Genomic DNA, 20,086 nt, shown 5'->3' with positions numbered 1-20,086 from the left:
CTTGGTTTCGGCGTTTCACTGAGTCGTGCCCAGATGATGCCGATCGCAGGAGATCAAGAAAAATATTATTTTTGTTGATCAGATATCATAAAAAATGATTTAAAACCCCGGTTCGGACTCTAACCGCGAGTCAGAACCTCAATGGCCCGGGCATCGGTGGCAAAGATGTTATCGGGACCGATCAGCTGCTCCAGGCCTGATCGCGCCAGCGCCTCCCGCACTGGCAGTTTGGGGCCGGACAGGCAGAGTTGGATGCCCCGGGACTCCAGCATGGACCAGATATCCCGGAGGGTATCGAGGCCGGTGGCGTCGATCTGGTTCAGCGACGACGCGGAGATCAGCACCTGCCGCAGGTCCGGGTCGGCGCCCACCCGTTTACGGATATAGCGCTCCAGCATGGGGGCGGTCAGGTAGGTGAGGGAAGCGTCCATGCGCACTCCCAGAACGCCCTCGGCGATCGGTGGTAGCCGGTAGAGCCTGCGGTCCCGGAAGCTGCCGGTGTCGTGCACGCCCAGCTCGATGATTCGCGGCGCGGCATGGTGGTGGAGGAACGCCAGCAGCGAGGCCCCCAGCCCCGCCAGTATTCCCCAGTACAGGTTGGGCACTGTGGCCAGGGTGACCACCAGGGTCACCAGCGCCACGGCACCATCCTTGGGGTTGTCCCGGCACAGCCTGAGCAGTGAGCGGATATCAATCAGCCGCAACACCGGCACGATGATGATGGCGGCCAGCACCGCCGTGGGCAGGTGGTAGAGCATGCCGGTGAAGCCGAACAGGGCCACCATCACCACCAGTGAGGCGGCGATCGTGGACCAGGCGGTGCGGGCGCCGCTGTAGGCGTTCAGGGCCGTGCGGGAGAAGGACCCACTGACCGGGAAGGCACCGCTCAGCCCGCTGACCATCTTGGCCAGCCCCTGGCCGATCAGTTCCTGGTTCCGGTCCCAGGGTTCGCCGGTCATCCGGGACATGGTGCGGCAACTGGACATGGCTTCGGTAAAGCTGATCAGCGCAATGATGGCGGCCGGCACCAGCAGGGCCAGATGCTGGTCCATGGTCAGCGTGAAGGGAAGTGAGAGATCCGGCAGGCCGCCGCCGATATAGCCTATCACGGCGCCCCCCAGCGCATCGAACCCCGCCAACAGACTTACTGCGATACCGATCAGGCAGGCAATCATGACCGCAGGCAGCCGGGGTGACAGACGTTTGAACAGCTCAAGGAACACCATGGTGCCCAGGCCAAAGCCCGCGGTTGCCAGCAGTGCCGGGGTGTTGGACTGCCACTGGTGCTCAAGCCGGGCGATCCAGCCGCCATCGCCCGCCCCGAATCCCAGCAGGGCGGGAAGCTGGGACACGATAATGATGATGGCGGCGGCGTTGATAAACCCCTGCACCACGGGGTTCGACACCAGGTTGGCGATCACTCCCATCCGGAAGGCCCCCATGGCCAGTTGCATCAGCCCGGAATAGATCGCCAGCCACACCGCCATGGCCACCCACTGGGCGGATCCGGCTTCGGCCAGAGGCTGCAGAGCCGCGAAGGTCAGCAGGCTGGTCAGCGCCACTGGCCCTACTGCCAACAGGGACGACGAACCGAACAGGGCACCGACAATCCCCGGTAGCAGAGCGGCATAGAGCCCGGTAACCGGCGGCATGCCGGCAAGCTGGGCGTAGGCCAGGGCCTGGGGGATCAGCACCAGGCCCACGGTGATACCGGCAATGGCATCGGCCCGGAGCTGCTGTCGCGATGGCCTGCCCCAGCCCAGGAAAGGCAGCAGCCGGTTTAATCGCGCGAGGATCGGTGACGTCCAGTTCATGTCAGCTCCGGTGTCGTGGCGTCGGGTTGGGGGCGTGGCGATCATTTTCTGGTGAACGACCGGTTGACACCCGCCCAAAAAAATTACGAATATAGAAAACGATTTCGGAGATTGTAATCATGTCGGAGCCCAAAAACCAACTGCGAACCCTCTCCAGGGGGCTGGACGTTCTTGAGCGTATCGAGGCGGCCCGGGAACCGCTGTCACTGACGGAACTGGCCCGTGAAATGGGGGAGTCTACTCCCATTGTGTTCAGGATTCTGCAGACCCTGGAAGAGCGGAAATACGTCTATCGCCGGGACAGTGACAAGCGCTATAGCCTGGCGGGGCGCGCATCCACACGTGAAACCGTGCTGCGGCTGATGACGCTCCTGCGGGGCGTTGGGGGCAGTGGTTCCCGGGGGGCATCGCTGAGTGAGCTGGCCACGAAGACCGGCTTTGAACCGGCGGTGATCGAAGGACTGCTGGAGCCGCTGATGGAACGGGCCATTGTCGAGATCAATCGTCTCGGCATGGAGCGCTGGCGGATGTCGGCCAAGGTGCTGGAGTTTGTCCGTCCGCTGCTGGCGGAAAATGACCTGACCACCCAGTTGATTCCGGTGATGGAGCGCCTGGGGGTGGAAACCGGTGAAACCGTCTCGCTGTTCAAGCGCATTGGCGACGAACACGTGCTGACCGCCGTCCAGCCGAGCCGCAAGCCCATTCGCTACGTGATGGAGGTGGGTGAACGTTTTCCCCTGCACCTGGGCGCCGCTGGCAAGGCGGAGCTGGCCTTTGTGTCGTCCGAACAGCGGGCACGGGTTTTCCACCGCCTGGGCCAGAGTGATTCCGGTTTCGATGAGGATCGGATCCACCGGCTGGATGCCGAGCTGGATCAGGTTCGCAAACAGCGTTACGCCACCTCGGTCGGCGAGCGGGCCGAAGGCGCCGCCGCCGTGGCCTCGCCGGTGCGGGATGCCGCTGGCGCCGTCTGTGGTGTGCTGAGCGTGATGATGCCGTCGTTCCGGGTCAGTGAGGAAGAGCTGCACCGGATCGGCGATGTGCTGGTCCGCACCCTGCAATCCGTTTTCATTCCGGCCACCGGGGAGCAGTTCTGGCAAGGTTCCGCCCCGCTGGCTCAACAAGAACCCTCAGGAGAAGTACCATCGTGACCCGTCCAAGCCCTGCGGCAGACTCCGGTTTTGAATCCCGGGATGCCGAACCGGAAACCATCCGCAAGCACCAGGCCTGCCTGCAATCCATGCCCTTCGAAGACGACGCCGATTTCGAGGACGCCTGGCGGGGGCTGGTTGCCAGGCCCCACCTGGATGCCGTCGAACGGGACAATGGCAAGATCGCCTGGGATTTCCGTGCCTACGAGTTCCAGCAGACGGAGCAGGCACCGCTGACCGTTCATCCCAGCCTCTGGCGCCTGGCACGGCTCAACAACATTGCCGGTCTGTTCAGGGTCACCGACCGCATCTACCAGATTCGCGGCTTCGACCTGTCCAACATGAACATTATTGAGGGCGACACCGGGCTCATCGTTATGGACCCGCTGGTGTCGACGGAAGTGGCGAGTGCCGGGATGGACCTGTATTTCCAGCATCGCCCCCGCAAGCCGGTGGTGTCAGTGATCTACACCCACTGCCATGTGGACCATTTTGGTGGCGTGAAAGGCGTGGTGGATGAGGCCGATGTCAAAGCTGGCAAAGTGTCCATCCTGGCGCCGGACGGTTTCATGGAAGAGGCGGTGAGCGAGAATATCATGGCCGGACCGGCCATGGGCCGACGGGCGCAATACATGTATGGCGGACTGCTGCCCAAGGGCCCGAAGGGCCAGGTGGATGCTGGCCTGGGCAAGGCCACCTCCCGGGGAACCGTCACACTGATAGCCCCCACCGACCTGGTCAGCAAATCCATCGAAACCCGGGTGATCGACGGACTGGAAATGGAGCTCCAGCTGACGCCCGGAACCGAGGCACCGGCGGAGATGAACCTGTACTTCCCGTCGCTGCGGGCGCTGTGTGTGGCCGAGAATGCCTGCCGCTGCCAGCACAATATCCTCACCATCCGCGGGGCGCAGGTGAGGGATCCCAAGATCTGGTCCTACTACCTGGGGGAGACCCTGGCCCGCTATGGCGACCGCTCCGATGTGCTGTTCGCCCAGCACCACTGGCCCACCTGGGGGCAGGACAATATCCGCACCTTCCTGGAAGACCAGCGGGACATGTACGCGTTCCTCAACGACGAGACCCTGCGCCTGCTCAACCACGGCCTGACGCCGCTGGACATCGCCGACCACCTGCGCAAGCTGCCCGATCCGGTGGCGCAACGGTGGTACAGCCGGGACTACTACGGCTCTGTCAGCCATAACGTGCGGGCGGTCTACCAGCGCTACATGGGCTTCTATGACGCCAACCCCGCTAACCTGAATCCATTGCCCACCGTGGAGTCCGCCCGCCGTCATGTGGACTGGATGGGTGGTGCCGAACGGGTGCTGGAAAGGGCGCAGGCGTCGTTCGATAAAGGGGATTTCCGCTGGGTGGCGGAGATCGTCAACAAGGTGGTATTCGCCGACCCGGACAACCAGGCCGCCCGGCAATTGCAGGCGGATGCGCTGGAACAGCTCGGTTACCAGTGTGAGAATACCACCTGGCGTAATGCCTACCTGACCGGGGCCATGGAGCTCCGCAACGGCGTCCGTGAGACCCGCAGTGCAGGTGGTGTGCCCCATGACCTGATCAAGGCCATCACCCCGTCCCAGTTTTTCGATGTGCTGGCGGTGCGCCTGGATGCCGGCAAGGTGGCGGGCCAGGAGGTGGCCATCAACTGGCGTTTCTCCGATACCGGCACCTGCTACGCGCTGACGCTCCGCAATGGGGTGCTGACCCACCGGCAGGATGACCGGTTCGAGCAGCCGGATGTGGAAGTGACCACGATACAGACGTTGCTGCCGCTGATCGGCAGCAAACCCGGCGCGGTGCAGGAGGCCCTGCAGAGCGGGGATATCAGGGTGCAGGGTGATGGCAGCCGGCTGATGCTGCTGTTGTCGTCCCTGGATCGTTTCTCGGGGCGCTTCAATATTGTCACCCCGGCCAAGTTGCCCGAATGAGGGCGGCCCGGCGGGCCTGAACGGGTTCGCCGGGCGCCGTTAACGTGGATGCAAGCCATGAACTTCAAACATCTCCGGTCCCTGGTGACGGTATGGGAGGAGGGCAGTTTCTCCGCCGCCGCCGAGAAGCTGAACATCGTCCAGCCGGCCCTGAGCCAGCACATTCTGGCCCTTGAACAGGAGTTCGAGGCGGAACTGTTCAAGCGCAGCCGTCGGGGTGTGGAAATCACCCCCACCGGCAAGCGCCTGCTCAGTCACGCCCTGCTGATCCTGAAGAACGCGGAGATCGCCAGGAACGACATCAAGGCCTCCCTCAACAACGAGCCGGCGGGGGAGGTGTCCGTGGCCCTGCCCTTCACCATGGCCCATTACCTCGCCCCGCGACTGATCTTCGCCATCGAGCAGGCCTACCCCCGGGTGCACATCCAGATTGTCGAGGGCCTGAGTTCGGTGACGGGCAACGTGATCGATACCGGCACGGTCGAGATCGGTGTGGTGCCCAACGCGGCGGAACTGGAGAACGCCGAGGCTATCCCCGTGTTGCAGGAGTATTTCTGCCTGTTCGGGCAGCGTAGCCGGCCGGAGTGCTCCGACGATCCCATTGCGCTGGCGGAAGCGGTCCAGGCGCCGCTGGTGCTCGGTGACCGGCAGCTCAGCATGCGCCGCGTGCTCGACGATCAGGTGCTGGCTATCGGCGCGTCCCTGAACCTGCGCATGAGCCAGAACTCGCCCCGCACCCTGCGGGGGCTGATTGATTTCGGCATGGCCTGCACCATTTCCAACGTGATCCACGCGGGAGGTCGCCATGGTCTGTCCCGGGAGTACTTTGCCCGCCGGATCGTGGAACCGGAGGTCACCCGCACGGTGTCCCTGGCCTGGCCGAAGCACCGACCACTATCACGACCGGCGGAATGCGTCCGGGATGTGTTGTTGGGGATCATGCACGACGCAGTACGTATGGGGGATTGGGAAGGCGAGCTGATCGGCCCGGAGTCCTGAGAGTCTGGTATCACGAAATCAGATCACTGGCATTCTGAAATAGTATTTTATTTTATCCTGTTGCGCCGATATCGTTTGCCTGACTCCAACAATAAAGCAATCCAGAGGTATTTCGTCATGAATGTCCTGACCCTGGGCGGGCTGCCCGCCCGCTTCCTGATGGCCCTGACGGCCACCCTCGCACTGAGCCTGTTTCCGGCTTTATCCTCTGCGGAGGAATGGCCCACCAAGCCCCTGACACTGATGGTGGGCTTTGGCGCTGGCGGCGGTGCGGATACCCTGAGCCGCCTGGTCGCCAAAAAGATGGAAGAAGAGCTTGGCCAGCCGGTGGTGGTCCGCAATATGGCCGGTGGCGGCGGCGTGGTCATGGCCACCAGCCTGAAGAACGAAGACCCCGACGGGTATACCTTCGGGCTGGCGGCGAATTCCTCGTTTGACGCCATGCCCTGGTTTGGCGACCTTGCATACACCACCGCTGATTTTGACTACCTCACTACCGTCACCCAGCTGCAGAGCGCCCTGGTGGCCAGCGGTGACGCGCCGTTCTCCTCCTGGGACGAGATGATTGCCTATGGCAAGGAGAATGGCCTGACCTACGCCTCGATTTCTCCCATCACCCGGTTGTTCATTAACGAGGTGGCGAAAAAGGAAGATATCGATATCCGTATTATTCCCATGCGCGGTGGCCTGGAAATCATGAACAGCCTGATTGGCGGCCATGTGGATATCGCCTGGAGTGCGGGGGTACATCAGGCCTTCCTGAACGATGGCAAGATCCAGGTCATCGCCGCCCTCAACGAGGAGCGGCTGACGGCCTCACCGGAGGTGCCCACCATCCGGGAAATCGGCTACGACAACTCCTACACCTCCTACTTCATGTTTGCCGCGCCCAAGGGCATTCCGGAGCCGGTTTTCCGCAAACTGACCACGGCCCTGCAGGCGGCTGCGTCATCAGAGGAAGTGGCCGAGCTTGCCGAGAAACGCATGGGCTTCCCCAATGTGGTCCTTGAGCCGGAGGAACTTGAAGGTTTCATCCAGGCTAATGCCGACAAATACCGGAAACAGTTCCAGTAGACCTGCTGGAACCCGCTCATCAGCATTCACGGGGTTCAATCGCCATGACAGTGCGCAACGTTGATCTGTGGGCCGGTGTGGTGATCACCCTGGCGGGCCTGATCGCCACCTTCTACCTGATACCGGTCCATGTGTCCGGGGGCTTTGGTTTCGGCCTGTCCCCGCGCTTTTTCCCCTACATCTGTTCCGTGGCCATCACGGTGCTGGGGGCGATCCTGGTGCTGTCCCGTGTCCTTGGGAAGGGCGATGCCAGCTCGCGGTCTCCCCTGAGCCTGAAATCCTCAGGCCGCCTGCTCCTGCTGACGGTCCTGTTGGGTGGCGGGCTGCTGGCGATGACGGTCTGGGGTTACCTGCCGGGATCCATGCTGATGATGGCTGCCTTCATGATCGCCATGGGAGAGCGACGGCCACACTGGATCATTCCAACCGCCGTGTGCTGGCCGCTGTTCCTGTGGCTGCTGTTCGAAAAACTCCTTGAGACACCGCTGCCGGGTTAATCCATTATGATTAATGACATTCTGCTGGGGCTGTCCGACGCGCTGACAGTCACGAACTTCCTGTACATTGCCGCCGGTGTCCTGATTGGGCAGATATTTGCAGCAGCACCGGGAGTGGGAGCGCTCACCGCGGTCACCATCGCTATTCCCTTTACCTTCTACCTGAGCCCGGTGACGGCCATCGGTTTCCTGGTGGGGATCAACAAGGGCGGTACCCTCGGCGGTGCCGTCTCCTCCATCCTGATGAACACGCCGGGTTCGCCCGAGGCCACCGCCACGGCCTTTGACGGTTACCCCATGGCGAAAAAGGGCAGGGCGCTGAAGGCCTTGCGAACCGCCCACGTTTCCTCGGTAACCGGGGACGCCCTCAGTGACATGGTCCTGTTCCTGGTGGCGGCGCCCCTGTCGATCGTGGCCCTACAGATGGGACCGGCTGAAATGGCTGCGGTTATCCTGGTGGCGCTGGTGGTGGTTGGTGGTCTTGTCGGTGACTCCATCGTCAAGGGGCTGATTGCGGCCTTCCTGGGGGTGTTGTTCAGCCTGGTGGGAACCGATCCGGAAACCGCCGGCGGCCGTCTGACTTTCGGTGTCCCGGAACTGATGGATGGCCTGTCCATCAGCGCTGTTGGCATCGGGGTGCTGGCGCTGGGGGAGATCTTCCGACAGATGGTATTCCACCGGGATGATGTTCACGGTGACACCCAGGTGGCGGGCCTGGGCAGTCGGGAGGCCAATCGATTTGGCTGGCAGGACTATCGTCATGTGGCGCCCACCATCCTGCGGTCCTCGGCCATCGGCACCATCATCGGGGCGATTCCGGGACTGGGGTCCTCAGCAGCCGCCTTTCTGGGCTATGCCTCCGCGAAACGGGCCGCCAAGGATCCGGAGTCCTTCGGCAAGGGCGATATCCGGGGCGTGGCGGCAACCGAGGCGGCCAATACCGCCGTAGTCGGTGCCAACTTCATCCCGCTGCTGTCCCTGGGTATTCCGGGGAACGTGGCGGCGGCCCTTATCCTCGGCGCCTTCATCATCCACGGCATCTCACCGGGCCCACAGTTATTCTCCGAGCAGCCCAGGCTGGTGTATGCGCTGTTTGGCGCCATGATGGTGGGTACCTTCTGGAACCTGGTCATCGGCCTGTTCAGCATGAAGCTGTTCTCGAAGGTGGTGCAGCTGCCCCTGGTGCTGGTACTGCCCTGCGTGGTGCTGTTGTGTGTCACCGGCATCCTGGTGGCCACCAACCTGTTCAGCGCCTGGCTGCTGGTGGGCTTCGCGGTCCTGGGCTTTCTGATGCGTATCCTGGACTTCTCGTTCGTGACCTTCATCATCGGCTTCGTGCTGGGGCCGATGTTCGAACTGAACGTACGCCAGACGGTGCTGCTGGCCGACGGCAACGTCACCTTCCTGCTGGGCCGGCCGATTGCCTGCGGCTTTATCCTGCTGGCCCTCTTTATTGCCTGGCGTCTGGCCAGGCGCAGGCAATCCGGGGCCAGTCAGCTATCGGTTTAGGGTACGGTGGCATACTAGCTTTCGCCACTGCCGTTCATTTCCACGGATTGCGCGTGAATCATGGGGGGATCGGAAGATTCGGGGGCCTGCATGAGCGCCATACGTTTCCGCACCAGGGCATCGAATGCCTCAATGGCGTCGTCGGGCACCTGGGCAGCGGTGGGAATATCGGCGGTCATCGGATCGACCGGGCGCCCGTCGACGCGGAACTCGAAATGCAGGTGGGGCCCCGTGGAGCGCCCGGTGTTCCCGGACCGCGCGATCTCCTGGCCACGCTTGATCCGTTGCCCCTTGTTGACCAGTACCCGGCTCAGGTGCAGGTAGCGTGTGGATAGCGACCCATTGTGACGGATATCGACGTACTTGCCGGCGTAGGGATGGTCGCCGACGCGGGTGACCACGCCGTCACCGGTGCTTAGGACCGTCGTGCCGACCGGCGTGGCAAGATCGACCCCGTTGTGGGGCGATACCCTGCCCGTAATGGGGTGCAGGCGGCCGGGATCGAACGGGGAGCTCACCCGGTAGTGCCTGGACGTGGGCCAGCGCCGGAAGGCCGGCAGGATGCTTTCGCCCCTGTCATCGTAGTAGTTTCCGTCGGTATAGAGGAAGGCATTGGTCTCGTGTCCACCGGCTGACAGCGTGACCGCCTCGATGCGGTAACGTCCGGTTCTCTGATCTCCGGTCATTTCATTGGCGATCAGCACCGAGAACGGATCGCCCTTCCGGATTTCCCGCCGGAAGTCGATCTTCTTCTTCAGCAACCGGCCAAGTTCGTCCACCTGTCGTTCACTCATTCCCGCTTCCATGCCGGAGTAGTAGAAGCTCCGCTGAATGGTTCCCGACCGTACCTCATGTGACCAGTAGGTCTCGGCTTCGATCTGCCGGTGGGCAAATTCCCCGTCCGGTTGACGGTCAAAGACCACCTCCCGGGCCGGGTCCAGGTGCAGCGTCAGTTTCTCCAGGTTCTCGTTTTCATCAAACTCGAACGTCAACTCTTTGCCGGGATGAAGGGTCTCAAGCGACAGGAACTCCGCATCGGCCACCAGCAGCTTGTGCAGGTCACTGGCCGGTATCTCCCTGTCATCAAAGATGTCGCTCAGGGTGTCGCCGTCCCGGATGCGGTAGGTTTCGATGGGGTCGGGCTCGGGTACCTTCACCAGGGGGATGATTGGCAGAGCTTCTTCCGGGGCTTCCTGGGTTGTGGCAGGGGGCGGGTCGGAAATCTCCGCCTGCTTGCCGAACAGGGCGGCTGCGTGCTCCGGCAGTCCGGATACACCAACCCCCAGGATCAGTACGCCCAGTAGGAGAAGGATCTTCTGATGTGCTGAAAGAGAGAGTTTTTTTGCCATGCTTTTAATGCTGTCGTGGTGTACTTGCTGCCGTTTCCATTACCCTGCGTGGACGAAACCGCAGGAGACCGGATATCCCGAAGAGTATCGCGGCGGTGCAGACGATGGTCGGCCCGGTCGGGCTGTCCAGGGCGTAGGAAGCACGCAGGCCGACCGAAGCCGCCGTGCATCCTATCACAGCCGCCAGGGTGGCCATGACTTCCGGGGTGCGGCTGAAGGGGCGGGCGGTCGCCGCCGGCAGTATCAGCATGGAGGCAATCAGCAGCACGCCCACCACCTTGATTGCCACGGCGACCACAATAGCCAGGGACAGGGTCAGGATCAATTGTTCGCGTTTCGGCGAGATACCGCTGGCGTGGGCCAGATCCGGGTTCAGGGTGGCGGTCAGCAGCGCGGACCAGCGCATCCCGATCAGTGCCAGCACCAGCCCGGCTCCGCCCCAGATTACCGCCAGGTCGACCTTGCCCACCGACAGGATATCCCCGAACAGATAGGCCATGAGATCTATCCGGATGCCGGAAAGAAAGGATACCGCCACCAGCCCGAAGGCGAGGGCGGAATGAGCCATGACACCCAGCAACGTATCCATGGCGTAGCCACGGCCGCTCAGCAGGGTCACGATCAGTGCCATCAACAGGGACACCACCAGCACGCCGGCGAAAATGGGCGTGGACAGGGTCAGCGACAGGGCCACACCCAGCACCGCCGCGTGGGCCGTGGCGTCACCGAAGTAGGCCATTCGCCGCCACACGATAAAGCAGCCGAGTGGTGCGGCGGCAATGGCAACGCCGATGCCGGCCAGGGTCGCCCTGACCATGAAGTCATCGAGCATTCAGGGCTTCCTTGTACTCCGGGGTGATGGGATAGACCGGCGCCCTGGCCGCGGGCTCTTGCGGCTCGTCGATGCCGAACAGTGACCGGTATTCAGGCATGGCGGCGACTTCCTCAGGGGCCCCCTGGCACACAATGGTTCTATTCAGGCAGATCACCCGGCTGGCCGATTGCATGACCAGTTTCAGTTCGTGGCTGACCAGCACGATCGTGCAATCCATCTCCTGCCGAATCCATTCGATCTGACGATAGAAATCCCGGGTGCCCCCGTAGTCGAGGCCTTGCGAGGCTTCATCCAGCAGTAACAGGTCCGGCTTTTCCAGTATGGCCCTGGCAAGCAGCACCCGCTGGAACTGGCCACCGGACAGCTCCTGCAGTTGCCTGGCGCCCAGCGCTGGAACGCCCGCCCGTTCCAGCGCCCGCTCAAGGTCCCGGCGGTGGTGGCGAACCGGCAGCCGGAGGAAGCGGTGGACGGTCATCGGCATGGTTTCATCGATGTGGAGCCGTTGCGGCACGTAGCTGACGACAAGCCCGTCGCGGCGGGAGATGACGCCGGCGGAGGGCGGCAGCGCGCCAATCAGGGTGCGCAGGAGCGTTGTCTTGCCGGAACCGTTCGGGCCCAGCAAGGCAAGGATCTCGCCCCGCCGGATATCCAGGTCGATATCCCGCAGCAGGGCAGGCCCGCCAAAGCCAATCGCCATGTTCCTGGTGGTGATCAGTGTCATTGTCGTCTACCTGGCACGTTTAATATGTTATAACATAACATTAACGGACAACCAAACGAAGAGGCAAGACGAGAATGAGGAAGACCCAATGGTTTACCCGCGCGCTGGTGGCCCTGTCGCTCCCGTTGAGCGCAGAGGCAGAGGTACCGAAGGTGGCGGTGGACATCACGCCGCTGCACTCACTGGTGGCCCAGGTGATGGCGGGCGCCGGCGAACCGAACCTGCTTGTCCGGCCGGGGGCATCCCCGCACGGGTATTCCCTGAGTCCTTCGGAGGCCGAGGCGCTTCAGGAAGCGGACCTGGTGTTCTGGATTGGCGACGACCTGACACCCTGGATGGAGAAATCCCTGGAAAACCTCGCCTCGAACGCGCAGGTCATCGAAATGCTGGATATCTCCGGCACCACCACCTACCCGTTCCGCGAAGGAGCCACCTTCGAGGGGCACGACCACGGCCATGCTGGTGAAGCCGATGGCAAAGAAAACCATCATAAGGAGGATCACCACAACCACGGGCACGATCACCACCATGAGGGTGTCGACCCCCATGCCTGGCTGGACCCGGCCAACGCCCGGCGGTGGCTGGATGTCATAGCAAAGGCCCTCTCGGAAGAAGATCCGCAAAACGCAGCGCTGTACGCCGGCAATGCCAATGAGGGGAAAAGAATCATCGACGACATCTCCCTCCGCGTGGAAGCGACGGTGGATGAGATGGGTGACCGGGAGTTCATCGTGTTCCACGATGCCTACCAGTACTTCGAAAAACGATTCGGCATCGCGGCGGCGGGCGCCATTTCCATTGGCGATGCCTCCGATCCGGGCCCGGCACGCATCCGGGAGATCCGTGAACGGGTGGCGGAGCTCAACGTTCAATGTGTCTTCACCGAACCCCAGTACAACCCGGATATGGTCAGAACCGTGTTTGAGGGTACTGGTGTCAACACGTCTGCGGTGATGGACCCGTTGGGGGCGGATCTGACGCCAGGTCCCACACTCTATCCGGAGTTGATCAGGGGGCTTGCCGGGTCCCTGCGGTCCTGCTTCGGACTGGAAGGCTGAAGGTTTTCTCCGGCATCCTGCAGCCGGTCACTCAGAGAGGCCGGACACCGACCCGGTTTCTCATGTGGCACGGGGTCCGCGTCGTGCGCCAGTTTGGTGCTGTTTTCCTGACGTGATACTGGCAACATAAATAAAGTCTTTTTAAATCAATGCTATAGAATTCCTGAACACTTGGCCAGTTTTTTGCTCGCCCATGAAGGTGTGATTCATTCACCCAATAAAACGACGACAATCAAACCGTTCAGGAGATGTATCCATGAGCCTTAAACGCAGCCTGGCGCTTGCTGCCGCCATTACCCTGTCTGCCCCCGCCATGGCACAGGACCCCATGAAAGTGGGCTTTGTCTATGTGGGTCCCATTGGTGACCACGGCTGGAGCTACCAGCACGACCTGGGGCGTCTTGCCGTTGAAGAGCATTTCGGTGACAAGGTAGACACCACCTACGTGGAGAATGTCAGCGAGGGAGCCGATGCCGAACGCACCATCCGCCGTCTGGCCCAGGCGGGCAACGACGTGATCTTTACCACCTCCTTCGGTTTCATGAACCCCACCGCGAGGGTGGCGGAGCAGTTTCCGGACGTGACCTTCCTGCATGCCACCGGCTATAAACAGGCCGAGAATCTGGGCACCTACCTGTCAGTAACCTATGAAGGCCGTTACGTGACCGGTACTGCGGCGGGCCTGGTTACCGAAACCGATACCCTGGGCTATATCGCGTCCTTCCCGATTCCGGAAGTGATCCGTGACATCAACGCCGTTTACCTGGGCGCCAAGGAAGTGAACCCGGACATCGAACTCAAAGTGGTCTGGGCCAACACCTGGTTCGATCCGGCCAAGGAAGCCGACGCCGCCAACGCACTGATGGACCAGGGTGCCGACGTGATCGTCCAGCACACCGACAGCCCGGCACCGCTGCTCGCAGCCGAAAAGCGGGATAACTGGGGGGTGGGCCAGGCGTCCGACATGCGCAAGTTCGGTGGCGACGCCCACCTGCTGTCCGTGGTCAATGACTGGGCGCCTTACTACATCGACACTATTCAGTCCGTTATGGATGGTACCTGGGAACCGAAGGACTACTGGGGCGGTATTTCCGAGGATGTCATTCAGATTGTCGGCATCAGCGACCGTCTGACCGACGAGCAGCGGGCGAAGGTGGACGAGGTGATTGCCGCCATCGACAGTGGCGAATTCCACCCGTTCACCGGCCCCCTCAAGGACCAGTCCGGCAAGCTGCGCGTACCGGAAGGTGAGCGCATGACCCACGAGGAACTGGCCAGCATGGACTGGTACGTGGAAGGCATGACCGCCAACCTGCCGGAGTAAGTCTCTCCGGTTCTGATCGACCATGATAAAAGCCGGCGGGTGATCTCACCTGCCGGCTTTTTCGTGCTCAGGCGTCGGCCAGTAATTCGGCAACGCTCTCCCGTACCTGGCGGGTCAGCTCGGCCTCATCCAGGTCGCCCATCCGACCATCCTTCACGATCTGCCGTCCCTGTACAAAGCTGTCCCGCACCGTCACCGGTTCACCACACATCAGCGGTGCCATCAGTGGTGAATGGACGCCGGCGAAACGGGGCTGGTCGATGTCGTACAGCACCAGGTCCGCCGCCTTGCCAACGGCCAGGGTTCCGGTATCGCCAAGGCCCAGCAGGTCCGCGCCGCCACGGCTACCCCAGTCCAGCACCTGTTCCAGGGTGGTGACGTCCGGGCCATGCACGGCACGGTGGATCAGCCAGGTGAGGTTGAGTTCCTGCAGCATGGAGCCGGACTCGGCGGAGGCCGAGCCATCCACAGCCAGTGAGACAGGCACCCCGGCTTTCTGCATATAGATGACGGGCGCGATACCGCTACCCAGCCGGCAGTTGGACGTGGGGCAGTGGGCAATGCCGGTGCCGCAGGCGGCAAGACGCTCAATAGCGTGCAGATCGCTGTGCACCAGATGGGCATACCAGACGTCCGGCCCCAGCCAGTCGCAGGATTCCGCGTAGTCGATGGCGCTCAGACCATACTTCTCCCGGGCCTGGATCTCATCGAACTCCACCTCCAGCAGGTGCGAGTGCATCTTCAGGCCATGCTCCCGGGCCCATTGTGCCTGCGCCTTCAGGCCGTCGGGTGTGCTGGAATGGATCAGGCTGGTGGGGGCCACCACCAGTTTCTTCATGGCGTCGGGGCCATCCTGATGATGCTTGCGGCGGGTGGCATCCAGGCGGTCGATCACCTGCTCAATGGTCTCCGGCTCGATACGGTGCTCGATCATGCCCTCGTGGGAGCCGGTTTCCGTGGCACTGCCGCGACACAGCACCAGTCGTATCCCCAGCTCATCGGCAGCCTGCCAGACCGCTTCCTCCAGCTCCGGGCTGGTGGTGGCGTGGTACAGGTAGTGGTGGTCGGCGCAGGTGGTGGCACCGGAACGGATCAGTTCGTACAGGCCCAGGCGGGCGGCGTGGTACATCAGTTCCGGCGTCACCTTGGGCCAGAAGCGGTAGGGCACGCTGCTGAGCCATTCGCCGAGGCCCTGGTTCAGACCTGCCGGCACGCCCTTCATGATGGACTGGGCCAGGTGGTGATGGGTGTTCACCAGCCCCGGCCAGATAACACAACCGGAGGCGTCGATAACGGTTTCCGGCTGCTCTGGTGTGGAGGTCAGGTCCCGGCCCAACTCGGCAATGCGGCCATCGCGGATACGGATGTCCCGGGCACCGGGGGCCTCATCGGAATGTACCGCGACGGCATTCTGGATCAGATAGTTCACTGGTTGCTCCTTTGCGAACGAAAGAGCAATGTCCCGAAGCCTTACCGGGATCCGGCAGGCCTCTGACCGCTTCTACTCTCTGTGTATCGTATGACACTGGCTGTGTATGGAATGACACTGGGTAGATAGCGCAATGCAAGATCGCTTCCATTATTTGACCAACTGGTCAGATCAATGATTTTCCCGCCCGATGGGTTTCAACGTGGCACCTTCATAGTGCATGTGTGACAGATTATGCACCGTCATGGTTCCGGGGCAGGGCGGATGCATACCGGCACCGTGGTCAAGTGACTGATTGTTGGATGGGTTTTCCCGGGGAGGCGGTGGCATGGATGCTGCTTCCCACTGTTCAGCGGGTCATGGCCAGGTGGCTGACCTGCCCAGTCTGAGTAGAAGCAGTCAGTCGCCAGCCTTCCGGTTGTCGTCGGGTCATTGCTCAGTCGTCGACCGGAGATGCGAGAACGGTAGGCGGCGACAGCAGGACCCACTGCGTTTGCGCCTGCCCCTCGTCTCCTCCGGTGCGTTTATCCCAATCAGACGATAGCCCCGGGAGGCACCGATGACCAACACTGCAGAAAAGTACGCGCTGAAAGAGCTCAACCTGGAAACCACCTTCGGTGGCATGGGCAGGGAGATCGACCGGGACGTGCCCGTGATCGACCTGACCGACTTCGACCAGCGCCGGGAGGAGATCACCGACCAGCTCTGGGACGCCGCCACGGAAGTGGGTTTCTTCCAGCTGTCCAACCACGGCCTGGAACTGTCCCTGATCAAACAGGCTTTCGGCTTGTCAGAGAAGTTCTTCGCCCTGCCGGAATCCGAGAAACAGCGCTTCCTCCTGAAGAAGGGCCTGAATGCCGGCTGGGAGTACAAGTCCCAGGTGCGCCCGTCCACCGGCACGGCGGACGACAAGGAGTCCTACCAGATCACCCTGCCGCACATGGACGACCTCTGGCCGAACCAGACCGTGGTGCCGGAGTTCCATCGGGTGATGCTGGACTTCGAACACCGGGCCTGGCAACTGGGCATGAAGGTATTGTCGTGCTTCGCCGACCGCCTGGGTTTTGAACGGGATTTCTTCACCCGTGCCCACGACCGCACCCGCGAGGACTACCAGAGCACCCTGCGGCTGCTGCACTACCTGCCGCTGCCGGAGGATCACCAGCCGGACGAATCCATCTGGCGGGCCGGTGCCCACACCGACTTCGACTGCCTGACCATGGTGTTCCAGCAGGAAGGCCAGGGCGGCCTTCAGGTCAGCCCCGGCAAGGACGCGGAAGGCAAAGGTGATAACCGTGAGTGGTTCAGCGTCACCCCGAAGGAAGACCGCATCACCTGCAACATCGGCGACATGCTGATGCGCTGGAGCGACGACCGTCTCAAGTCCACCCTGCACCGGGTGCGTATGCCCAGGCCGGGTGAGTACAACGGCCCCCGCTACAGCCTGGCGTTTTTCTGCCAGGCCAACAAGGAAGAGATCATCCAGGGCCGGGAGCAGAAATACCCGCCCATCTCCGCCCGGGACTACCTGCTGCAGCGGATCCAGGCGAACTTTGATGCCGCCGAAAAGGCGGCGGCTGCCAGGGAGTAATACCTCCTGTCCCGGGGCTTCTGCCGGAAGCCCCGGGTTCCAACGCAATCAGCCAGGACCTTCAGGTCGTCTACGGTTCACTATACATCCCATACGTGTCACGGGGTTGAGCGGTCTGTCTTGCTGGCCCTGTTGCTTTCCATTAACTTGATGCCATTAATACAACAGAAGAAAAACGTCGCGGATCAGGATTCACGCATTGGAAGCTCTTCTTATCGTTGTAGTTGCCGGCATCATGCTTTTGGTGCCGGTGGGATCATTGCTGGGGTTTCTCGCCTTTCGTGCCAGCGGTCGGCAGACCTCCCGGATAGCGGAACTTGATAAGGAGTTGGCGCAGCTACGCCATGAACTTGCCTACCTGAAAGCGGAGCCCCCGATCGACGATCCAGAAGAAGAGCCGTCCCTCGATCTGGACCTGGAACCGGTTCCGGAACCGATGAGCCGCCAGCCTGATCCGATTCCCCGGCCTGTCACCTCATCCGAACCCGAGGAACCTCCCCGGGACGACTCACCAAAGGTGCCAGAACCCACACCGGTGGTGTCCTTGGAAAACCGCCTACTGGCTGCCCTGAAAGAGAACTGGATGGTCTGGCTGGGGGCCCTCAGTGTCAGCCTTGCCGGCATCTTCATGGTTAGCCACTCCATCACGTCGGGATTGATCGGCCCTGTCCAGCAGTTCCTGCTGGCGCTGTTGGTGGGCCTGGCCCTGCATGCCGGAGCGGAGTTCCTGCGCCGCCGCCATATGGGCACGGACCAGGTGTTTGCGGCGCTCGCGGGCGGGGGCAGCGTTACGTTGTATGCGGCCCTGCTGGCAGGGGTTCACCTTTTCGAATTGCTTGGACCGGCGACCGCCCTGGTAGCCCTGGCGGTGGTTTCGCTCATCACCATGCTGCTGGCTCTGGTGCATGGGCCGCTGTTGGCGGTGATGGGGCTCAGTGGTGCCTATGTGGTACCGATTCTGGTCGGAGGCGAGGACGGTGGCGGAGCCTTCCTGCTCGGCTACAGCTTTGTGATCACCCTCAGTTCCCTGTTGCTGATGCGCTATGTGTTCCGTCTCTGGCTGTGGTACGCCACTGTGTCAGGCGCTCTGCTGTGGTGGCTGCTGGTGATTGGCTTTTTCTCCAGCGATCTGTCAGCGGCCTGCTACCTCTCGGCGTTGTTTGTCCTGTTCTCGATACTGCCGGGTGCCCCCCGGGTTCCGGTTCGCCAATGTGCCATCGCGCTGATGATGCTGTTGCTTGCCTGGGCGGCGTCGATCACGTTGCAGCCGCTGGCGGATCCAACGTTCGCCGGATGGCTGATACTGATCCCCATTGCGGTGGTGACGCCCATGAGCCGGGGCCTGCTCTGGTTCCTGCCCTGGGCGGCGGTGTTGGCCACGTTTGCCGGCTGGCTGGGGTACGCAGGACGCGGTCACTCACTCGAGGTGCTGACACCCCTGGACACGGCTCACCACGGTGCCTTCCTGGCCTACCTGGGCATGGTGGCCGTGGCGACGACCCTGCCGGCCTTCTGGCGGTGGCAGCAGCAGGTGGACCTCCGGCGCTGGGCCTCGCTGGTGCTGGTATCACCGGTTGTGTGGCTGGTGCTGGGATGGCTGCTGACCAACGGCGGGGCGCCATCCGTCCCCTGGGCGATCTTCACGTTGCTGGCCGGGGGCGTCTACGGCGGGCTGGCCTGGTTTATGGACCGGAACGAGCGGTATCGGGCCGGCCTCGTCTGGGCATTGCTGGCCGCCCATGCCTGCTACTCCCTGGCGGTGGTCATGTGGTTGCAGGAGGCGTCGCTGACCCTGGCGCTGGCGGCGCAGTTCGTCAGCCTCGTGCTGCTCGCCAGACGTTACCAGGCCCCGGAGCTGTACCTGTTGCTGAAAGCCATATTGGCGGTTGTGGTGGCACGCCTGACCTTCAATCCCTGGCTGGACAACTATGAGGCCAGCGTTCACTGGACACTCCTGACCTATGGCGGCGTCGCCCTCAGCAGTGCCATCGCCACGTGGCTGACGTCCCGGGATAGTCGTATCCGGCTGTGGCTGGAGGGTGCGACCCTGCATTTCGTGGTGTTGTTCCTGGGCGCGGTTCTGCGTTACTGGCTGTACGACGGAGAGATCTTTATTCAAAGTTACGGGCTCACCGAGGCGGCCATCAATACCGCCCTGTGGGGCGCCCTGAGCGTGGTGTACGTGGTCCGGGCGCAGGCCAGTGTCTCCATGGCCTGGTTCTACCGACTGCTGGCGCGGATTCTACTGGTGCTGGCGGGACTGAGCTACCTGACGGTGATCACGGTGAACAACCCCTGGTGGCAAATGGACCTTATCGGCGATACACCGGTCTTCAACCTGCTGTTGCTGGCCTACGGCGCGCCGGTGCTGTTGGCCCTGGCGCATGCCCGTTTCTCCGATCTTGTGCCAAAACTCTGGGCGCAGTGCGGGGCCGCCGCCGCGTTCCTGCTGTTCACGGCCCTGGAAATCCGGCAACTGTGGCAGGGAAGCGAGATCGCGTATTGGTACGGCGTGTCCGAAGGCGAGCTATACACCTACTCCATCGTGGGCATGGGGTACGCCATCGCGGCGATCCTCTGGTCGATCCGCCGCAACAGCGAGTGGCTTCACAAGGGTGGCATGGCGCTGCTTGGTGTGGTGATCGCCAAGATCTTCCTGGTGGATATGTCGGGTTTGCAGGGGCTGTGGCGTGTTGCTGCCTTTATGGGGCTGGGGCTGGCGTTGCTGGGTCTGGCATGGATGTATCGGCGGACGCGTAAAACCGAGGGGCCGGCAGCGGCGGGCGAATAGT

At 62.4% G+C, this 20,086-nt stretch carries 15 protein-coding genes; 10 read left to right on the top strand and 5 right to left on the bottom strand.

All coding sequences use genetic code 11. The features are described 5' to 3' along the window. Positions 1 to 119: 119 nt before the first annotated feature. Entirely contained in the window at positions 120 to 1,814 is a 1,695-nt protein-coding gene (locus tag ACJO3T_RS15175; protein ID WP_406979007.1) for a SulP family inorganic anion transporter, read from the bottom strand. A 119-nt stretch (positions 1,815 to 1,933) separates the two neighbouring features. Between ACJO3T_RS15175 and ACJO3T_RS15170 the strand changes: the two genes are divergently transcribed. The 6 genes from ACJO3T_RS15170 (at position 1,934) to ACJO3T_RS15145 (ending at position 8,987) form a co-directional block, all read left to right on the top strand. Then, on the top strand, positions 1,934 to 2,965 hold the full coding sequence (locus ACJO3T_RS15170; protein ID WP_406979005.1) for an IclR family transcriptional regulator: 1,032 nt from the start codon (positions 1,934 to 1,936) through the stop codon (positions 2,963 to 2,965). Then, positions 2,962 to 4,908, top strand: coding sequence for an alkyl/aryl-sulfatase (locus tag ACJO3T_RS15165; RefSeq protein ID WP_406979004.1), 1,947 nt, complete (start codon positions 2,962 to 2,964; stop codon positions 4,906 to 4,908). The genes ACJO3T_RS15170 and ACJO3T_RS15165 overlap by 4 nt, the downstream gene beginning before the upstream one ends. A gap of 57 nt (positions 4,909 to 4,965) precedes the next feature. Further along, positions 4,966 to 5,907, top strand: coding sequence for a LysR family transcriptional regulator (locus tag ACJO3T_RS15160; protein ID WP_406965632.1), 942 nt, complete (start codon positions 4,966 to 4,968; stop codon positions 5,905 to 5,907). A gap of 117 nt (positions 5,908 to 6,024) precedes the next feature. Then, complete coding sequence (locus tag ACJO3T_RS15155; protein WP_406965634.1) at positions 6,025 to 6,981, top strand: Bug family tripartite tricarboxylate transporter substrate binding protein; 957 nt, start codon at positions 6,025 to 6,027, stop codon at positions 6,979 to 6,981. A gap of 44 nt (positions 6,982 to 7,025) precedes the next feature. Further along, on the top strand, positions 7,026 to 7,478 hold the full coding sequence (locus ACJO3T_RS15150; RefSeq protein ID WP_406965636.1) for a tripartite tricarboxylate transporter TctB family protein: 453 nt from the start codon (positions 7,026 to 7,028) through the stop codon (positions 7,476 to 7,478). A gap of 6 nt (positions 7,479 to 7,484) precedes the next feature. Further along, a complete protein-coding gene (locus ACJO3T_RS15145; protein WP_406965637.1) occupies positions 7,485 to 8,987 on the top strand; it encodes a tripartite tricarboxylate transporter permease in 1,503 nt (500 codons plus the stop codon). Between the two features lie 14 nt (positions 8,988 to 9,001). Here ACJO3T_RS15145 and ACJO3T_RS15140 read toward each other — a convergent pair whose 3' ends face one another. Genes ACJO3T_RS15140 through ACJO3T_RS15130 form a run of 3 tightly spaced genes read right to left on the bottom strand, consistent with a single transcriptional unit; the run spans position 9,002 to position 11,892 of the window. Continuing rightward, positions 9,002 to 10,336, bottom strand: coding sequence for a peptidoglycan DD-metalloendopeptidase family protein (locus ACJO3T_RS15140; RefSeq protein ID WP_406965638.1), 1,335 nt, complete (start codon positions 10,334 to 10,336; stop codon positions 9,002 to 9,004). Positions 10,337 to 10,340: 4 nt separating this feature from the next. Then, the gene (locus tag ACJO3T_RS15135; RefSeq protein ID WP_406965639.1) at positions 10,341 to 11,168 is read right to left on the bottom strand and encodes a metal ABC transporter permease; all 828 of its coding nucleotides are present in this window, start codon (positions 11,166 to 11,168) and stop codon (positions 10,341 to 10,343) included. Beyond that, positions 11,158 to 11,892 carry a metal ABC transporter ATP-binding protein gene (locus tag ACJO3T_RS15130; protein WP_406979003.1) on the bottom strand — a complete coding sequence of 245 codons (735 nt, stop codon included), beginning with the start codon at positions 11,890 to 11,892 and terminating at the stop codon, positions 11,158 to 11,160. The genes ACJO3T_RS15135 and ACJO3T_RS15130 overlap by 11 nt, the downstream gene beginning before the upstream one ends. A 74-nt stretch (positions 11,893 to 11,966) precedes the next feature. Here ACJO3T_RS15130 and ACJO3T_RS15125 point away from each other — a divergent pair, with 74 nt between their 5' ends. Both ACJO3T_RS15125 and ACJO3T_RS15120 read left to right on the top strand, forming a co-directional pair. Further along, complete coding sequence (locus ACJO3T_RS15125; RefSeq protein WP_406979002.1) at positions 11,967 to 12,950, top strand: zinc ABC transporter substrate-binding protein; 984 nt, start codon at positions 11,967 to 11,969, stop codon at positions 12,948 to 12,950. Positions 12,951 to 13,206: 256 nt separating this feature from the next. Further along, complete coding sequence (locus ACJO3T_RS15120) at positions 13,207 to 14,274, top strand: BMP family ABC transporter substrate-binding protein (protein WP_406965642.1); 1,068 nt, start codon at positions 13,207 to 13,209, stop codon at positions 14,272 to 14,274. A 67-nt stretch (positions 14,275 to 14,341) separates the two neighbouring features. On the opposite strand, the gene ACJO3T_RS15115 is transcribed toward ACJO3T_RS15120, so the two are convergent. Then, positions 14,342 to 15,703, bottom strand: a complete 1,362-nt coding sequence (locus ACJO3T_RS15115; protein WP_406979001.1) for an amidohydrolase family protein — start codon at positions 15,701 to 15,703, stop codon at positions 14,342 to 14,344. A 559-nt stretch (positions 15,704 to 16,262) separates the two neighbouring features. Between ACJO3T_RS15115 and ACJO3T_RS15110 the strand changes: the two genes are divergently transcribed. Both ACJO3T_RS15110 and ACJO3T_RS15105 read left to right on the top strand, forming a co-directional pair. Continuing rightward, the gene (locus ACJO3T_RS15110; RefSeq protein ID WP_406979000.1) at positions 16,263 to 17,294 is read left to right on the top strand and encodes an isopenicillin N synthase family dioxygenase; all 1,032 of its coding nucleotides are present in this window, start codon (positions 16,263 to 16,265) and stop codon (positions 17,292 to 17,294) included. A gap of 199 nt (positions 17,295 to 17,493) precedes the next feature. Continuing rightward, positions 17,494 to 20,085, top strand: coding sequence for a DUF2339 domain-containing protein (locus tag ACJO3T_RS15105; protein ID WP_406978999.1), 2,592 nt, complete (start codon positions 17,494 to 17,496; stop codon positions 20,083 to 20,085). The last annotated feature ends 1 nt before the right edge of the window (position 20,086 follow it).

This window comes from Marinobacter shunpengi, from assembly GCF_045449715.1.
GTDB lineage: Bacteria > Pseudomonadota > Gammaproteobacteria > Pseudomonadales > Oleiphilaceae > Marinobacter.
Note: the sequence above shows the minus strand (reverse complement) of the source record. Positions and strands in the feature narration are given on the sequence as shown.

Bases quoted from the DNA above. Each gene is read 5' to 3' on its own strand.
- ACJO3T_RS15120 (WP_406965642.1), top strand. From the start codon at position 13,207: ATGAGCCTTAAACGCAGCCTGGCGCTTGCTGCCGCCATTACCCTGTCT.
- ACJO3T_RS15170 (WP_406979005.1), top strand. From the start codon at position 1,934: ATGTCGGAGCCCAAAAACCAACTGCGAACCCTCTCCAGGGGGCTGGAC.
- ACJO3T_RS15135 (WP_406965639.1), bottom strand. From the start codon at position 11,168: ATGCTCGATGACTTCATGGTCAGGGCGACCCTGGCCGGCATCGGCGTT.
- ACJO3T_RS15160 (WP_406965632.1), top strand. From the start codon at position 4,966: ATGAACTTCAAACATCTCCGGTCCCTGGTGACGGTATGGGAGGAGGGC.
- ACJO3T_RS15110 (WP_406979000.1), top strand. From the start codon at position 16,263: ATGACCAACACTGCAGAAAAGTACGCGCTGAAAGAGCTCAACCTGGAA.
- ACJO3T_RS15130 (WP_406979003.1), bottom strand. From the start codon at position 11,892: ATGACACTGATCACCACCAGGAACATGGCGATTGGCTTTGGCGGGCCT.
- ACJO3T_RS15125 (WP_406979002.1), top strand. From the start codon at position 11,967: ATGAGGAAGACCCAATGGTTTACCCGCGCGCTGGTGGCCCTGTCGCTC.
- ACJO3T_RS15155 (WP_406965634.1), top strand. From the start codon at position 6,025: ATGAATGTCCTGACCCTGGGCGGGCTGCCCGCCCGCTTCCTGATGGCC.
- ACJO3T_RS15140 (WP_406965638.1), bottom strand. From the start codon at position 10,336: ATGGCAAAAAAACTCTCTCTTTCAGCACATCAGAAGATCCTTCTCCTA.
- ACJO3T_RS15145 (WP_406965637.1), top strand. From the start codon at position 7,485: ATGATTAATGACATTCTGCTGGGGCTGTCCGACGCGCTGACAGTCACG.
- ACJO3T_RS15150 (WP_406965636.1), top strand. From the start codon at position 7,026: ATGACAGTGCGCAACGTTGATCTGTGGGCCGGTGTGGTGATCACCCTG.
- ACJO3T_RS15175 (WP_406979007.1), bottom strand. From the start codon at position 1,814: ATGAACTGGACGTCACCGATCCTCGCGCGATTAAACCGGCTGCTGCCT.